This is a genomic window from Bradyrhizobium sp. DOA1, assembly GCF_001593325.1.
Classification (GTDB): domain Bacteria; phylum Pseudomonadota; class Alphaproteobacteria; order Rhizobiales; family Xanthobacteraceae; genus Bradyrhizobium.
The window spans coordinates 1,929,191-1,944,528 of record NZ_JXJM01000001.1 but is presented as its reverse complement, the minus strand read 5'-3'; the positions used below and the strand labels follow the sequence as shown (position 1 = coordinate 1,944,528).

Here is a 15,338-nt window from a genome sequence, read left to right as displayed (position 1 = left end):
CCACGGATGCGGCGGCGCAGGTCAAGTCGCTCGCAGCCGACGTGCAGCGTTCGCTCTCGATGGCCGGCACCTCGACCGCGGAGACCATCACCTCCGGCGCCCGCGAGGCGCAGAACATGCTGGTGACGGCGTCCTCCGAGGCGGCGAACCAGGTCAAGTCGCTCGCGGCCGAAGTGCATCGTTCACTCTCGCAGGTCGGCCAGACGACCGCGGAGACGATCACCACCAGCGCCCGCGACGCCCAGACCACCCTGCTCACGGTCTCAGCCGAGCAGACCAGCCAGGTCCGTTCGCTTGCGGCCGAGATGCAGCGCGCGCTGGCGACCGCCGGCGGCGCCACCATCGAGGCGCTCACCAGCGGCGTGCGCGAGGCGCAGGGATCGCTGATCTCCGCCTCGACCGACGCGGCGAGCCAGATCAAGTCGCTCACCACCGACATCGAGCGCACGCTGACCGCAGTCGGCGCCGACACCGCCTCGACCATCCTCAACAGCGCACGCGAGGCGCAGACCTCGCTGACCTCGACCTCGGCGGATGCCGCGAGCCAGATCCGCGCGATCTCGACCGAGATCGAGCGCACGCTGAGCGCGGCCACCGCGAATGCGACCAACGACATCCAGACCAGCGCGCTCAACGCCCAGAACGCGCTGATCTCCGCCTCCAACGAGGCGAGCTCGCGGGTCAAGACGAGCTCGGCCGATGTCGAGCGCTCGGTGCTCGCCGCAAGCAGCAGCTTCGGCCAGGCCATGACCGGCAAGACCGACGAGATCGTCACCTATGTGCAGCAGCAGGCCGACCGTCTGTCGAACATGATCGACGCCAAGCGCGGCGCCCTGATCGACGCCATCGGCTCCAAGACCAGCCAGCTCACGCTCGACATCGACCGCGTCACCTCCGACGCGCTGAGGTCGATCGAGACGCGCGGCCAGGCCTTCTCGCAGACCATGATGGGCAACGGCTCGGAAGTCGCCCGCGCCATCAACACGGCGAGCGAGATCGCCACCGGCGCGGTCGGCAAGTCGCTCAAGGACCTCGAGCATGCCTCGCGCTCGGCGATCGACCAGTCGCGCCAGGTCTCGATCGCTGCCGTCACCGAGATGCAGGAGACCAGCAAGATCCTGCGCACCGACACGGTCGCCCTGTTCGAGCGCCTGCGTGAAGGCAACATCCTGCTGCAGGAGGTGCTGACCGGTGCGCACGACAACCTCAACTCGCTGGAGCGGGCGCTGGTGACGCGCGTCGCCGATTTCGTCTCGGCGATGAACGACGTCACCTCGCGCAACGGCGCTGCGACGCAGGGCCTGGAAGACCAGCTCAACGTCTTCAACAGCAAGACCACGAAGGCGCTGCAGGACCTCGGCGAGCTGTCGACCCAGTTCGACAAGCACGGCAAGGCGCTCGTCGATGCCGCACAGGTGGTCGAGCAGAGCAACAAGAACACCACCGCCTCGCTCGCCGAGCGCAAGCAGGCGCTGGAATCGCTCGTCACCACCATCGACCTGCGCACGGCCGATCTCGACCAGCGCCTGTCGCGCTTCACCGGCCTGCTCGATGAATCGCTGGCCGCCGCCGAAGAGCGGGCCCGCGACATCGCCCGCGTCGTCGCCGAGACCGCCGGCGCCGGCTCGGCCGCGATCACCCGCCAGTTCGAAGCGGTGCGCGCGGCCTCCGAGGAGGAGCACCGGCAGACCATCGAGGCCATGCACGACATCTACCGCCAGACCACGGACGAAGCGGATGCGATGTTCAAGCAGTCGACCGAGCGCTTCACCAACCTCGTCTCCAGCATGAAGCAGATGGCGCTCGAGATGCACAACGAGCTCGAGGCCACCCGCAACGAGCTGCGCCGCGGCGTGCTCGAGATGCCGCAGGAGGCCGCCGAGAGCACCGCGCAGATGCGCAAGGTGATCGTCGACCAGATCGAGGCGCTCGCCGAGCTCAACCGCATCGTGGCCCAGCACGGCCGCGGCCTCGACGTCACCACGGCGGGCCGCTCCAGCGTGCAGCGCCAGGAAGAGCCGGTGATGGCGATTGCAAGCGGCCGCACCACCGAAACCCGGATGCGCGACACCGGCAGTGCCTCGACGCTGCCGCCGCCGGACCTCGGCATGCCGGCCGCGCGCCGCACCGAAGCGCCGCCGGTCGCTCCTGCCGGCAACGACCAGGGTCGCGACGGCTGGCTGTCGGACCTGCTCAACCGTACCGACGCCAACCAGGGCGCGCCGACCGGCCGTGAGGCTCCCCGTGGCCGCCCGGCCCCCGCTCCGCAGCCGCAGGCCCCGCAGGCCAGCAGCAATCCGCTGGAATCGCTGTCGCTCGACATCGGCCGGCTGATGGACCGCAACCTGGCCGCCGAGATGTGGGACCGCTATCAGCGCGGCGAGAACAAGGCTTTCACCAAGCGCCTGTACACGCCCGCCGGCCAGAAGGCCTTCGACGAGGTCGCCCGCAAGTACCGCGCCGACCGCAACTTCAAGGGCACGGTCGACCGCTATGTCGCCGAGTTCGAGCGCCTGCTCGACGAAGTCGCCCGCGACGGCCGCGGCCCGCAGGAGCTGCGCAGCCACCTGACCTCGGAGACCGGGCTGGTCTACACGCTGCTCGCGCACGCGGCGGGACGGTTGGGCTGAGACGAAGCTTGCGAATAGCGAGTAGCGAATAGCGAATGAAAACGGAGGCCTTGCGGCCTCCGTTTTTGTTTTGGTGCAGCATCCTCACTCTCGTGCCCCGGACGCAGCGCAGCGCTCCTTCAGCGGTGCGCTGCAGAGCCGGGGGCCATCTTGCCACGTATACGCTGTTGCCTTCTGGATCCCGGCTCTGCGCAGCAGCGTTGCACGCTGCAGCGCGTCCGGGACACGAGAGTGACTCGGTCACTCTGCGTCATCGCAAGGAGCCCTTGCGACGAAGCAATCAAGAGATGAGAGGGACGCGAGCTTCGTCGCCTATTGCCGCCTCGGCGCTGCCGCCGGCCTCGGCGGCTCGGGCGCAGGCGCCGGCTGCGATGAATTGCTGGCGCCGAACAGCACGCGCGTCGGGTTGCGGTCGAAATTGTTCACGGCGCGGCTGATGTCGCCGAGGGTGCGGCGGCCGTCGGCCATCAGCGCACCGGAGCGCTTGTCGAAATCCTCGGCGAGCTCGCGGATCGACTTCACCGCCTGGAACAGCTCGCCGCCATCCTTGCCGCCCGCGAGCGTGTTGAGGCCGAGCATGAGGCTGTCGGCCTTGAGCATGACGCCGTCGACCTTGGCCATCACGCCGTCGATCTTCTCGGAATTGCGGGCGAGCGAGTTGGTGAAGGTCTCGAGGTTCTTCAGCGAGTTCTTCACCGATTCCTGATTGTCGGCGACGATCTTGTTGACGTTCTGCAGCGTGGCGCGGATCGCCTCGGTGACGTCCTGGAGCTTGTTGGGGTCCGCCGTCAGCGTCGGGATGCCGTCCTGGTCGAGCGGCGGTGCCGGAGCGGCCTCGTCGCCGCCCTTGAGCGAGATGGCGGCAACGCCGGTGAGGCCCTGGAATTCGAGGCCGACCAGCGTGTCCTTGCGGATCGGGGCGTTGTTCTCGATCATCGCGAGTGCGACAACCCGCCGCGGGTTGTCCAGCTTCACCGAGACCACCTCGCCCACCCGGATACCATTGAAGTTGACGCTGCCGCCGTTGCGCAAGCCCGCCGCCGGACCCTCGAACACGACGCGCAAGGGGCTGCGCTGCTTGGTGGTGTGCAGCGACTGAAACCACAGCACGAAGCCGATCGCGGCGGCGATCACCGCCAGCGTGAACGAGCCGATCAAGACGTAATTCGCCCGCGTTTCCATCAGGTGCTCCGGCTACTCAACTCATGACCGCGCGGGCGCGCTTGCCATGGAAATACTGCCTCAGCCAGGGATGCTGCGAGGCCTGCATGTCGGCGATCGACCCTGCTGCAATGATCTTACCGTTCCCTAAAACGGCGATGCGGTCACATGCTGTGTACAGGCTGTCGAGATCGTGGGTTACCATGAAAACGGTCAGCCCCAAAGTGCGCTGGAGCGTCCGGACCAGCTCGTCGAAATCGCCGGCGCCGATCGGGTCGAGACCCGAGGTCGGCTCGTCCAGGAACACCAGATCCGGATCGAGCGACAGCGCGCGCGCCAGCGCCACGCGCTTGATCATGCCGCCCGAGAGCTCGGAGGGAAAGCGTTCGGCGACCTCCGGCTTGAGGCCGACCATGGTCAGCTTGGCCATGGTGATCTCGTCCATCAGCCGCTGCGAGACGCGCAAATATTCGCGCATCGGAAACTGGATGTTCTGCCGCACCGTGAGCGAGGAGAACAGCGCGCCCTGCTGAAACAATACGCCCCAGCGCCGCTCGACGTTGCGGCGCTCCGACGTGCTGGAGGAATCGAGGTCGACGCCGAACACCTCGATGGAGCCTGCGACCTTCGGCACGAGGCCGATGATGGTGCGCGTCAGCACCGACTTGCCGGCGCCCGAGGGACCGACGAAGCCGAGGATCTCGCCGCGCTTGACGTCGAGGTTGAGGCCGTCGAGCACGCGCGTTGCGCCGAACTGCACGGTGATACCGCGGACGCGGATGATGGGGTCTTGAATCTCGCCCGCCATCGTCACATCCCGATCGCGGCGAAGAAGATGGCGAACACGCCGTCCATCACGATGACGAAGAAGATGCCCTTCACCACCGACGCGGTGGTGTGCTGTCCCAGCGATTCCGCGCTGCCCTGCACGGCGAGCCCTTCGACGCAGGCGACGATGCCGATCACGGCGGCCATCACCGGCGCCTTGACGATGCCGACGATGAAATGATCGATCGAGATGGCGTCGCGCAGCCGCAGCAGGAACGCCTCGGGCTGGACGCCGCCATAGAGCCATGCCACCAGACCGCCGCCATAGAGCGCGGCCATCGCACCGAGGAAGGCGAGGATCGGCAGAGCCAGCACCAGCGCCATCATGCGCGGCAGCACCAGAACCTCGATCGGGTCGAAGCCCATGGTGCGCAGCGCGTCGATCTCCTCGCGCATTTTCATCGAGCCGAGCTCGGCGGTGTAGGCGCTGCCCGATCGGCCCGCGACCATGATGGCGACCAGGAGCACGCCGATCTCGCGCAGGACCAGGACGCCGAGCATGTCGACGACGAAGATGTCGGCGCCGAACCTGCGGAAATGGAAGATGCCCTGCTGGGCGATGATGCAGCCGATCAGGAAGGTGATCAGCACGATGATCGGCACCGCGCGCCAGCACACCTGCTCCATGTGGTGCACGGTCGAGGTCAGGCGGAACGAGCGCGGGTGGATCAGGATGCGAAACCATGCTGCGAGCACGGCGCCAAGCATGTCGACGAGGCCGGCAATCGTCCCGCCGACGCCGGCGACCGTACGGCCGATCTGCTCCAGCATGCCGGTGATGGTGATCGGGCTGCTGTCGATCACCGGGGTTGCCCGTACCCGCCGCACCTCGTCGACCAGGCTGGAATAATTGGCGGAGAGCCCCGCGATCTGCGGCTCGACCGCCCCGCTCGTCAGGCTGCGGCGCAGCCGCTCGATCAGCCAGGCGCCGAACGTGTCGAGCTTGGCGACCTCGGAGACGTCGATGAAGATGCTTTGGGGACTGCCGGCGAGTTTCTCGGCATCGGCCACCATCCGCTCCAGGACCGGCGCAAAGCTCGCGGTCCAGGTGCCGGTGGCGCACAGTGCCAGCGCGTTGCCCTTGGCAATCCGCTCCAGCTTCGGATCGCCGTTCAAGATGTCCGCTCCCGTGCCGAAGCGCAGGAAACGGGTGGAATCGGATGGTTGCGCACGCGCCCTTACCTAGAGAAGGTATCCCCAACTGGCCATTGTTAGTTGCTAGAGGTAACTAGCAGGTTCAGATTTCGCCAGAGTTCAAAATGACTTCCACGAAACTTCTCGCCCTGGCGGCGCGAATCGAGCGCTTCCCGATCGCCGGCAGCTTTACCATCAGCCGGGGGGCCAAGACCGAGGCCGTGACCGTCGTGGCGGAGGTCAGCCGGGACGGCCTGACCGGCCGCGGCGAATGCGTGCCCTATCCGCGCTATGGCGAGACGCCCGAGGCAACGCTGGCTGCCGTAAAGGCCATGCAGGAGGCGGTGGCGGGCGGGCTGACGCGAGCGGCCCTCCAGGCCGCCATGCCGTCAGGTGCGGCCCGTAACGCGCTGGATTGCGCCCTGATCGACCTCGAGGCCAAGGCGGCGGGCCTGCGCGCCTGGAACCTGCTGGACCGTCCGCCCCCGACCGAGCGCACCACGGCCTACACGATTTCGTTAGGAGCGCCGGAGGCCATGGCCGCAGCGACCGCCAAGGCGGCGCACCGGCCATTGCTCAAGATCAAGCTCGGCGGCGACGGCGATCCGGAGCGAATCGCGGCGGTGCGCAAGGCCGCCCCCGAATCCGAGCTGATCGTCGATGCCAACGAAGCCTGGACCGAGGCCAATCTGGAGCACAACCTCGCCGCCTGCGCCGCGGCAGGCGTCACCCTGGTGGAGCAGCCGCTGCCGGCCGGAAACGACGGCGCGCTGGCGAGGATCAAGCGGCCGCTCGCCGTCTGTGCCGATGAGAGCGTGCACGACCGCGCTTCGCTCGCGCCGCTCCGCGATCGCTACGACGCCGTGAACATCAAGCTGGACAAGACCGGCGGCCTCACCGAGGCGCTGGCGATGGCCGATGCCGCCCAAGTGCTCGGCTTCGAGATCATGATCGGCTGCATGGTCGCGACCTCGCTGTCGATGGCCCCGGCGATGCTGGTGACGCCGCAGGCGCGCTTCGTCGATCTCGACGGTCCCCTGCTGCTCGCACGCGACCGCGACCACGGCCTGCGTTACGACGGCAGCCTGGTCTATCCGCCGGACGCCTCGCTCTGGGGATGAGCCATCAACCGGTGCCGCGCCGACCAGATGACCAGCGCGCCGGCCGCGGCCATCGCCGCCATGACGTAATAGAGGCTATCGCCGATACGGGCGTAGATCGCGCCCGACGCGATCGAGGTCGCAGCGCCGAGCAGTCCGTTACACGCGGCGTAGTAACCCTGCCCGCGCGCGATCTGATGCGATGGGACGCGCTGCACCAGTAGACTCATCGTGCCCAGGATGGTCATGCCGAAGCTGAAGCCGTGGCCGAGTTGCACGATCGCGAGCAGCACCAGCGGCGGCTCGTTCGCCGTGACGATCCAGCGCACGACGGCGCTCACGCCACCGATCGCGATCATCGTGGAGGGATGCAGCGAGAAGCGCGGCGACAGCGCGAACACGACGATCTCGGCGATCACGCCCAGCGTCCACAGGCCCGCGATCGTCAGCCCGCTGATCCCGTGGAGCTGCCAGTTGATGGCGGAGAATGTGTAATAGGCGACGTGGCTGCCCTGGATCAGCGCGGCCGAGGCGATGATGGCCCAGAAGCCGGCATCGCACAGCAGCGCCGTGTCGGCCCGCGCCTCGGCGTTCTTGCGCCTGACGTCGTCGAGCGGCTGGAGCAGCAGGCTGGCTGCGACCGCGACGACCGCCCACGCGACGATGATCCAGATCAGGTCGCGTGGCGCAATGACATCGACGAGATAGCCGCAGGCGAGCGAGCCCGCGGCGAACGCCGCCGAGCCCCATAGCCGCAGGGGTCCGTAGTCGAGCCCGTAGCGCGCGACACCGCGCAGCGCATAGGCATCGGTCAGCGGCATCGTCGGCGTCCACATCATGCAGGTCAGCGCATAGATCAGGAACAGCGCCAGCGGCTGCTGCTGCAGGCCGACTGCGGTAAAGCCGATCGCGGTCGCCAGCACCGACACCATCATGGCACCGCGAATGGCCTGTCGCTTTTCGGCAAAGGCGGTCACTTGCGGCAGCGTGGTGAAGCGCGTGATCGCCGGCAGCGCGTTGATGATCCCGATCCAGGCCGCGTCAATGCCGATCCCCTTCAGCCAGAGCGGGAAGAACGGCAGATGCGTGCCCGAGACCGCGAAGACGGCCGAATAGAACAGCGCTAGACTCACGGCGAATCGCCGCTTCTGCGCCGCTGCAATGGGGATTTGTGATTCGCCTGCCATCAAACCAATTGCGATTCGGCCGATATCGTGGTGATCGTTACAGTAACGCGTACTGATTTGCGCGACGAGATTGTCATGGCCAACGAAGCATTCGCCCTCTCGCCCATGTCTGCCCGCGCGGCCGAGCCGAACGAGCAGGATTACGACGCGATCCGCGAAGCCTTCATGGAGACCGCGCGCGGCCGCTGGTTCCTCGGCGAATACGCCAAGCGCAACCGCAATGCCGACACGCGCATGGTGCTCGATGCGGTCGCGAAAATCGAGGAAACCCTTGCGGCACAGCGGCAACCGGTCGTCGAGGACCGCCTGCCCGAAGCGCTGGTCGAGATCCGCCGCGCCATCCGCGAGGCCGAGACGATCGCGATCGCGGCGTTCGATCCCGCGGCGATCGAGGCGAGCCTCGCGCCGATCCCGCGCGGGGTGCGCATCATCAAGGAGATCTCCTGGCGCTGGCGCGAGATCGGCGCTGACGGGCGGATCTGCGACCTCATTGATTCGCAGCTGGCTTCGATCGAGGCGGCCTGCGGCCAGATTTCGACCATCGATCCCCGCGTCGAGCTCAAGGCCGCCTTCGATCTGCTGAAGGATCGCGTCGAGCAGCTCGATGGCGACGCAACGCCGCAGGCCGCGGCAGCTCCCAGGCAAGAGGCGCCGTCGTCAACGGCGGACGTGCCGCCTGCAGAGGTCGCGCTTGGCGCGGTGGCGAGCGAAGCCCCCGTGGCTTTTACGGAGACGCCGCAAGACGTCGCAGCAGTTCCCGAGACCGGCGCCGCCGTCGAAGCAGCTGACGTCGCCGATACGACCGCCATCGCCGAGCAAGCGATGGAGATCGCCCTCGCGCCAGACATCGCGGCCGAAAGCCCGGTCAGACTGGGCGAAGCCGAACTCGAAGACGCGGCACGTGAAGCAGCCGCGCCTCGAGGCGTTGCGTTTGAAGAGCCGGTCGCAGAGACCGCCGCCTTCGCGGAAGTCACCGACGAGTTCTCGCTCGATGCCGCCGCGGAAGCCGAAGACGAAGCCATCCTGGACGCTATCGCGCTGGAGATGGCCGCGCCCGATCCTGAGTTCGACGAGATCATCGAACCGGTGGAGATGGCAGCGGCCGCTCCGGAACCGATGGCTGTAGAGGTCGCAACTCCCATTGCTGCGGAGCCGCCGCAGCCGGTCGCGCCAGAGCCGGTCGTCGCGGCGGTCGCGGAAGAGCCCGCCGCGGACGCGCCGATCGCGATGGACTCGCTCGCCCGCCTCACCGACGCCATCGCGGAAGCCGCCGCCGAGGTGATGGAGCAGCAGGCGCCGGCGATGGCCGCGACGGCGACGTTCGCCGCGGCGCCGAACGCGTCGCTACCGATGCCTTCGCCCCTGCCCGCGTCCTCGCCCGAGCCCTCCCTCGGCGCCACCATCCTCGCCAGCGGCATCCTGCAAAGACCGCGCGCCGCCGCCAACGACCCGCTCGGCCCGATCCGCCGCATGACCCAGGCCGAGAAAATCGCGTTCTTCTCGTAAGGCTCAGCACCGTGTCCCGGACAAGCGGCAACGCGTCAGCGTTGCAGCGCAGAGCCGGGACCCAGAGACCACGAACTCTTCAGCAACAATGGGCCCCGGCTCAGCAGCGCATCGCTGAAGAAGCGCTGCGCTGCGTTCGGGGCACGAGGGAAATGTTGAGGCGCCGGCTCTCTCCGCAGCATCATTGCGAGCGCAACAACGTGACTATCAGCTCCGTCATCCTGAGGTGCGAGGCGCACGATGCGCAGCATCGTGCGGGGAGCCTCGAAGGATGCGCGGCTCCGATGCAGCCGGGCTGTCGCCCTTCGAGGCTCGCCGAAGGGGCGAGCACCTCAGGGTGACGGTCGTAGAGTAGAGCGCGCTGCTTACACCCGCGTCACTGTAAGCGTCACCGCCCCCATCACCCGCAATTCCACACCGCCCCGATTGGCGTGCGCGTCCAGCACGGACCAAAACTGCCGCCATTGTAACGGCCGCCGTTGAAGCCGGGGCGGCCGAAATAGTGCCACTCGCCGTCCCAACGGTAGTACTGCGGAACCGGGTCGATGTACCAATGGCGCCGGTCGGCGCGCGACAGGCGGCGCATCGCGTCCTTCTGCTTGTAGAGCGGAATGCTGTTGCTCAGCGGCTGCCGATAGCCAGGCAGGAAGCCATAGCCTTTCCAGACCGGCTTGGGGCGCTTTTGAACTGGCTCGGCGGGTGCTGTGGCGGGCAGCAGAGACAGGATGACGGCAACGAATAGACACATCAGGCGAGACATGGATCGACCATAGACAGGCGGATGCGAGAAGGCCACTCAAATTCGGGTGCGAGGCTTTTCGCCGCTTCTGCTCATCGTGCTCTCGCGATAAGCATGCAAAGCACAGCAGTGGACGGCTTGCATGTTCCGGAGGGACGAATGTCTGAAACCCCGCGCGTCGGCGCATTCGCCATTATTCCGAGCAACGACCTTCTCGCCGCGATTCCGTTCTGGGAACGTCTCGGCTTCGCGCGTGGCGGCGGCGATGCCGGCTACGTCATCATGGCCGGTTGGGGTTGCGAGGTGCATCTCACGCAAGCCGGCGAGGACCCTTGGCGGGTGCCCGAGCACAATCCATTCGGCATTTTCATTCGCACGCCCGAGGTCGAGGCCATCGCTGCGCGCGTGGACGATTTGATCATCCGTCCCGGCGGCGTTCTGCGTCATCGCGAATGGGGCATGTATGAATTCGGCATCAACGGACCTGACGGTCTGCTGGTCCGGATCGGCTGGCCCTCAGAGCTGGTGATGTCCCCTAGCTGATCACGCCCTTCCTGATCAGGAAGCAGCCATAGCCCCGGCTGTCCCCTACCTGCACCACGCCGAAGCCTGCGGCCGCGGCGCGATAGAAATCCGAACGTGAGAGCTTGCCGGGCGTGACGGCGCTGCCGGCCGCGCGTTCGATCTCGGCCAGCACGGCCCGCTGCACCTCGGGCACGCGGTCGGGATCGTCGACCGGCATCATCACGCGCACCGGATCGGGATCGAAATCGTCGAGTGGATAGACCGACATGATGGCGCGGGCAGCCGTCTCCATGTTTATGCCCGGCAGCTGGATCAGGCGCTGCGAGGACGTTGCCGCGGCAATACGGGTCGCCGGGTGGTTGGCGTCGACGAAAACGAGGTCGTCGCCGTGGCCCATGGCGGCGAGCAGCCAGAGCAGGTCGGGCGTCAGGATCGGATCGATCGATTTCAGCATGTGACGGACTTCCTCCCAATCGGTCGTTCACCATAGCAGGTTCCCAGCGTGATTCAGATCACGTCTGCCGCCATGGTGACTGGGATCACGGACCGCACGCTCGAACGCGGTCAGGCTTGCTCGCAACCAATCTCGTATCGAGATGAGTGCCAAAGGAGCACGCCATGTTCCGCCTAAAGCCTTTCCTGATGACGGCCAGCTTGCTGGGAAGCCTGTTCGGCTTCACCTGCGGGCCCGTTTCCGCGCAAGTCGCCCCGGTCCAGCCGGCCCCCACCGCGCTGCAAGGCCCGGAGCAGCGGGTGGCGCTGGTGATCGGCAATGCGAACTACAAGAACGCGCCGCAGCTCGCCAATCCCGACGATGATGCGCAGTCGATGGCGCAATTCCTGAATTCCGCCGGCTTCGAAGTGGTCGCCGCGACCGATTTGACCCAGGACGACATGCTCCGCGTGGTCCAGGACTTCTCCGCCAAGGTCGCTTCGCGTGGCCCGAACACGGTGGCGATGGTCTACTATGCCGGCCATGGCGTGCAGCTCGCCGGCGAGAACTATCTCGTTCCCGTCGACGCCAAGGTGTCCAGCCCGACCGAGCTCGTCAACAATTCCGTGCGTCTGGTCGACGTGATGTCGACGCTGGAGACGATCCCGAGCCGCATGCGCATCGTGATCCTCGACGCCTGCCGCAACAACCCGTTCCCCGAGGTCAACGACGCCGGCCGGGGCCTCGCCATCGTCGATGCGCCGAACGGCTCGATCGTCGGCTACTCGACTGCGCCGGGCGCCGAGGCGCTCGACGGCACCAGTGGTCACAGCCCCTACACCCAGGCGTTCCTGAACGTCGCGCGCGAGCCCAACGTTCCGATCGAGCAGCTGTTCAAGCGTGTGCGCCTCCAGGTCAACCAGACCACCAGCGGCGCGCAGATCCCGTGGGAGAGCTCGTCCTTGACGTCCGACTTCACCTTCTTCGGTGACACAGCCGTTGCCGCCAACCGCGCCCCGGTGAAAGCGCCGGTGGTGCAGATGGCCTCCAACCTGCCGAGTCGCTCGACCCGCCAGGCCTATGACTACGTCGTGTCCGAGGGCCGGCCGGAGTATTATCAGGAGTTCATCCGGATGTACCCGCACGATCCGCTGTGCGACCACATCCGCTGGCTGCTCAACAACCTCCTGCTCACGCAGGCCTGGCACAAGGCGGTGCTCGCGAATTCGCCGCTCGGCTACAAGAGCTTCTATGACAGCTATGGTAGCAGCCCCTATGGGCAGATTGCGCTGAAGCTGCAGGCGCAGCCGAAGCAGATCCCGTTGATGCAGGCGACCAAGTTCCTGGCGCCGCAGACTATTGCCCCGACGCTCAAGATCGGCAATCTCGGTCAGCCCAAATACATGCCGGTGATGCCCGGCAATGGCGGCGCGCAGATCACTGGCAATCTGCCGATCGTGCAGAAGCCGATCGACGGCAACATCGGCAAGCTCGGCAATGGCGGGCCGATCGCCAAACTGCCCTTGGGCAACAACCAGCCGAACGGCGCGCCGTCGCAGACCCCGGGCAAGATCGTCACCCTGCCCGCGCCGACCACCACGACCAACGCCAATAGCGGCGGCAAGATCGTGACCCTGCCTGCGACCAACACCACGCCGAACGGCAACAACCGCAGGCCCGGCAAGATCGTCGGCATGCCGGTGAATGTCGATAAGGGTGGCTCGCACATCGACTCGAAGCCCGTCAACGGTCAGACGCAGAACCGCCCGATCCGCATCACCAACGGCGTGAAGATCAACAACGCTCCAGTGAACAAGGTGCAGATGCAGAACAATGTGGACCGCCGTCCGCAGCTCAACACGATGCCGAGCCGCATGGTCAGCAGCAACAACAACTTCCGGCAGTCGATGAACCAGGCGCCGAGCATGAATAGCGGCGGCAACCGTCGCGGCGGCTTCATGCGCTGATTGTCGGGCAGCACATGCGAGACAGGGGCAGAGCGGTGACGCTCTGCCCCTCTTCATGTCAGGGAACTGGCGTGAGACCGGTCGGCGCCTCAATCGCAGACTCAGAAGAAGTCATGCCCGGGCTTGTCCCGGGCATCCACGTTCTTTGTGCTGCATGGAAGGGCGTGGATGACCGGGACAAGCCCGGCCATGACGCCTGTGGGCACATAGCGCGCCCAACACTCATCCCGCACGTGGTTACTACGAGTGGGAAGAGGCGAAGCGGGACTAGTAACAGATCAGGCCACCAGCTCCGCGAACAGGTCCGCATCGACATTGCCGCCGGAGAGCACGATGACGACATTCTTCCCTGTGACGTCGAGGCGGCCGGCGAGCAGCGCGGCAAGGCCGACGGCGCCGCCGGGCTCGACCACGAGCTTGAGCTCGCGATAGGCGAAGGCGACGGCCGCGCCGACTTCCTTGTCCGATGCGGTGACGCCGCGCGCCAGCAGCTTGCTGTTGATCGCGAACGTCATCTCGCCGGGCATCAAGGCCATCAGTGCGTCGCAGATGGTGCGGCCCGCCGGCGGATGCGGCTCACGGTGGCCCGCGCTCAGCGAAATGCCGTGATCGTCGAACGCTTCAGGCTCGGCCACGACGATCTGCGCTTGCGGATAACGCGCCTTGACGGCAGTCGCGACGCCCGCGATCAGGCCGCCGCCGGAGGCAGGCGCCACCACGATGTCAGGGGCAAGGCCGAGGCCCGCCATGTCCTCCGCGATCTCGCGGCCGGCGGTGCCCTGCCCCGCAATCACGAAGGGATCGTCGTACGGCTTGACCAGCGTCGCACCACGCTTCTCGGCGATGCCGCGCGAGATCGCCTCGCGGTCGTCGCGTTCGCGATCGTACAGCACGACCTCGGCGCCGTAAGATTTGGTGCGCTCGCGCTTGGACAGCGGCGCATCCGCCGGCATCACAATGGTCGCCTGCATGTCGAGGATCTTCGCCGCGGCCGCCACGCCCTGGGCATGGTTGCCTGAGGAGAACGCGACGACGCCGCCGGCGCGCTTGTCCTGGGGGATCGAGAACACCTTGTTGAAGGCGCCGCGGAACTTGAAGGAGCCGGTGCGCTGGAGCATCTCCGGCTTCAGGAACACCTTTGCGCCGACACGCTCGTTGAGCACGGGAAAAGACAACAGCGGGGTGCGGATCGCGTAAGGCGCGATCACGCGCGCCGCGGCGTCGATGTCGGCAGGGCCGATCGGGAGGAGCTGTTCGGTCATGGCAGAATGTTATCGCGGCCGATGACGACCGGGCAAGACACCTCCGCGAGAGGTTTTACCGGATTAGGCTACAAATCGCGGCTGTTCCGCGCCGTTCCGGCCGGGCAGCACCGCGCCGACGGCCTGGATGCTGTCGATGAAGACCCGGGCCGAGGCTTCCCACGTGTAATTGGCGGCGAAGGCGACGCAATCCTGCGGGGAGATGTCAAGCGCGGCGAGGCAAGCGTTGCGCAGATCGTGATCGAGGACGCCGACCGGCGCATTGCCGATCACGTCGCGGGGGCCCTTCACCGGGAAGGCGGCCACCGGCAGGCCGCTCGCGAGCGCTTCCAGCAGCACCAGGCCGAACGTGTCGGTCTTGCTCGGGAACACGAAGACGTCGGCCGCGGCATAGATTTCCGCCAGCCCCTCGCCGTGCTTCTCACCGAGGAAGATCGCCTCGGGATAGGCCTCTTCGAGCGCGGCCCGGGCCGGGCCATCGCCGACGATCACCTTCGTGCCGGGCAGGTCGAGATCGAGGAACGCCTCGAGATTTTTCTCCACGGCGACCCGGCCGACCGACAGGAATACCGGCGCGGGCAGGCAGAGATCGACGGGTCGCGGATGGAACAGCTGCGTGTCGACGCCGCGCGGCCGCAGCACGACATTGTCGAAGCCGCGCTCGGTCAGCTCGCGGGCGAGCGCGGGCGTTGCCGCCATCACGGCCCGGCTGGGGCTGTGGAAGCGGCGCAGCGCCCGCCAGATCAGCGAGCCTGGCACCGGCACGCGGGCGCGGACATATTCGGGAAAGCGGGTGTGGAAGCTGGTCGTGAACGGCAGCTTGCGCTGACGGCAGTAGCGGCGGACCATCAGGCCGATGGGACCTT

General features: G+C 66.9%; 12 protein-coding genes and 1 pseudogene. 5 read left to right on the top strand and 8 right to left on the bottom strand.

The window, feature by feature from the left end; genetic code table 11:
* Positions 1-2,630: pseudogene (locus SE91_RS09055) on the top strand (apolipoprotein A-IV repeat region-like domain-containing protein); the annotation flags it as partial.
* A gap of 312 nt (positions 2,631-2,942) precedes the next feature.
* Here the strand turns inward: SE91_RS09055 and SE91_RS09050 are convergent.
* From SE91_RS09050 to SE91_RS09040, 3 genes are read right to left on the bottom strand one after another with little or no spacing between them, the layout of a single operon-like run.
* Entirely contained in the window at positions 2,943-3,812 is an 870-nt protein-coding gene (locus SE91_RS09050; protein WP_061847352.1) for an MlaD family protein, read from the bottom strand.
* Between the two features lie 16 nt (positions 3,813-3,828).
* Positions 3,829-4,599 (bottom strand): ABC transporter ATP-binding protein, encoded by a 771-nt coding sequence (locus SE91_RS09045; protein ID WP_061847351.1) that lies wholly within the window; start codon positions 4,597-4,599, stop codon positions 3,829-3,831.
* 2 nt (positions 4,600-4,601) lie between these two features.
* A complete protein-coding gene (locus SE91_RS09040; RefSeq protein WP_061847350.1) occupies positions 4,602-5,735 on the bottom strand; it encodes an MlaE family ABC transporter permease in 1,134 nt (377 codons plus the stop codon).
* 143 nt (positions 5,736-5,878) lie between these two features.
* Between SE91_RS09040 and dgcA the strand changes: the two genes are divergently transcribed.
* Entirely contained in the window at positions 5,879-6,874 is a 996-nt protein-coding gene (gene dgcA, locus SE91_RS09035; RefSeq protein ID WP_061847349.1) for an N-acetyl-D-Glu racemase DgcA, read from the top strand.
* Here the strand turns inward: dgcA and SE91_RS09030 are convergent.
* The gene (locus tag SE91_RS09030) at positions 6,844-8,040 is read right to left on the bottom strand and encodes an MFS transporter (RefSeq protein WP_061847348.1); all 1,197 of its coding nucleotides are present in this window, start codon (positions 8,038-8,040) and stop codon (positions 6,844-6,846) included. The genes dgcA and SE91_RS09030 overlap by 31 nt on opposite strands.
* Before the next feature lie 75 nt (positions 8,041-8,115).
* Between SE91_RS09030 and SE91_RS09025 the strand changes: the two genes are divergently transcribed.
* Positions 8,116-9,546, top strand: a complete 1,431-nt coding sequence (locus tag SE91_RS09025; protein ID WP_061847347.1) for a hypothetical protein — start codon at positions 8,116-8,118, stop codon at positions 9,544-9,546.
* Positions 9,547-9,946: 400 nt separating this feature from the next.
* Here SE91_RS09025 and SE91_RS09020 read toward each other — a convergent pair whose 3' ends face one another.
* Positions 9,947-10,306: a hypothetical protein gene (locus SE91_RS09020; RefSeq protein ID WP_061851059.1), complete on the bottom strand. Its 360-nt coding sequence runs from the start codon at positions 10,304-10,306 to the stop codon at positions 9,947-9,949.
* Positions 10,307-10,444: 138 nt separating this feature from the next.
* On the opposite strand from SE91_RS09020, the gene SE91_RS09015 reads away from it, so the two are divergent.
* Positions 10,445-10,828 (top strand): VOC family protein, encoded by a 384-nt coding sequence (locus tag SE91_RS09015; protein WP_008554958.1) that lies wholly within the window; start codon positions 10,445-10,447, stop codon positions 10,826-10,828.
* Here the strand turns inward: SE91_RS09015 and SE91_RS09010 are convergent.
* Positions 10,821-11,264 (bottom strand): RbsD/FucU family protein, encoded by a 444-nt coding sequence (locus tag SE91_RS09010; RefSeq protein WP_061847346.1) that lies wholly within the window; start codon positions 11,262-11,264, stop codon positions 10,821-10,823. The genes SE91_RS09015 and SE91_RS09010 overlap by 8 nt on opposite strands.
* 164 nt (positions 11,265-11,428) lie before the next feature.
* Here SE91_RS09010 and SE91_RS09005 point away from each other — a divergent pair, with 164 nt between their 5' ends.
* Positions 11,429-13,210, top strand: a complete 1,782-nt coding sequence (locus SE91_RS09005) for a caspase family protein (RefSeq protein ID WP_061847345.1) — start codon at positions 11,429-11,431, stop codon at positions 13,208-13,210.
* Positions 13,211-13,488: 278 nt separating this feature from the next.
* Here SE91_RS09005 and SE91_RS09000 read toward each other — a convergent pair whose 3' ends face one another.
* The gene (locus tag SE91_RS09000) at positions 13,489-14,472 is read right to left on the bottom strand and encodes a threonine/serine dehydratase family protein (protein WP_061847344.1); all 984 of its coding nucleotides are present in this window, start codon (positions 14,470-14,472) and stop codon (positions 13,489-13,491) included.
* Positions 14,473-14,535: 63 nt separating this feature from the next.
* Positions 14,536-15,338 (bottom strand): glycosyltransferase family 4 protein (locus SE91_RS08995; RefSeq protein WP_061847343.1); only part of this gene is annotated, 803 nt, incomplete at its 5' end.

Coding starts and splice junctions, on each gene's coding strand:
- SE91_RS09045 (WP_061847351.1), bottom strand. CDS start 4,599: ATGGCGGGCGAGATTCAAGACCCCATCATCCGCGTCCGCGGTATCACC.
- SE91_RS09015 (WP_008554958.1), top strand. CDS start 10,445: ATGTCTGAAACCCCGCGCGTCGGCGCATTCGCCATTATTCCGAGCAAC.
- SE91_RS09025 (WP_061847347.1), top strand. CDS start 8,116: ATGGCCAACGAAGCATTCGCCCTCTCGCCCATGTCTGCCCGCGCGGCC.
- SE91_RS09050 (WP_061847352.1), bottom strand. CDS start 3,812: ATGGAAACGCGGGCGAATTACGTCTTGATCGGCTCGTTCACGCTGGCG.
- SE91_RS09000 (WP_061847344.1), bottom strand. CDS start 14,472: ATGACCGAACAGCTCCTCCCGATCGGCCCTGCCGACATCGACGCCGCG.
- SE91_RS09010 (WP_061847346.1), bottom strand. CDS start 11,264: ATGCTGAAATCGATCGATCCGATCCTGACGCCCGACCTGCTCTGGCTG.
- SE91_RS09020 (WP_061851059.1), bottom strand. CDS start 10,306: ATGTCTCGCCTGATGTGTCTATTCGTTGCCGTCATCCTGTCTCTGCTG.
- dgcA (WP_061847349.1), top strand. CDS start 5,879: ATGACTTCCACGAAACTTCTCGCCCTGGCGGCGCGAATCGAGCGCTTC.
- SE91_RS09030 (WP_061847348.1), bottom strand. CDS start 8,040: ATGGCAGGCGAATCACAAATCCCCATTGCAGCGGCGCAGAAGCGGCGA.
- SE91_RS09005 (WP_061847345.1), top strand. CDS start 11,429: ATGTTCCGCCTAAAGCCTTTCCTGATGACGGCCAGCTTGCTGGGAAGC.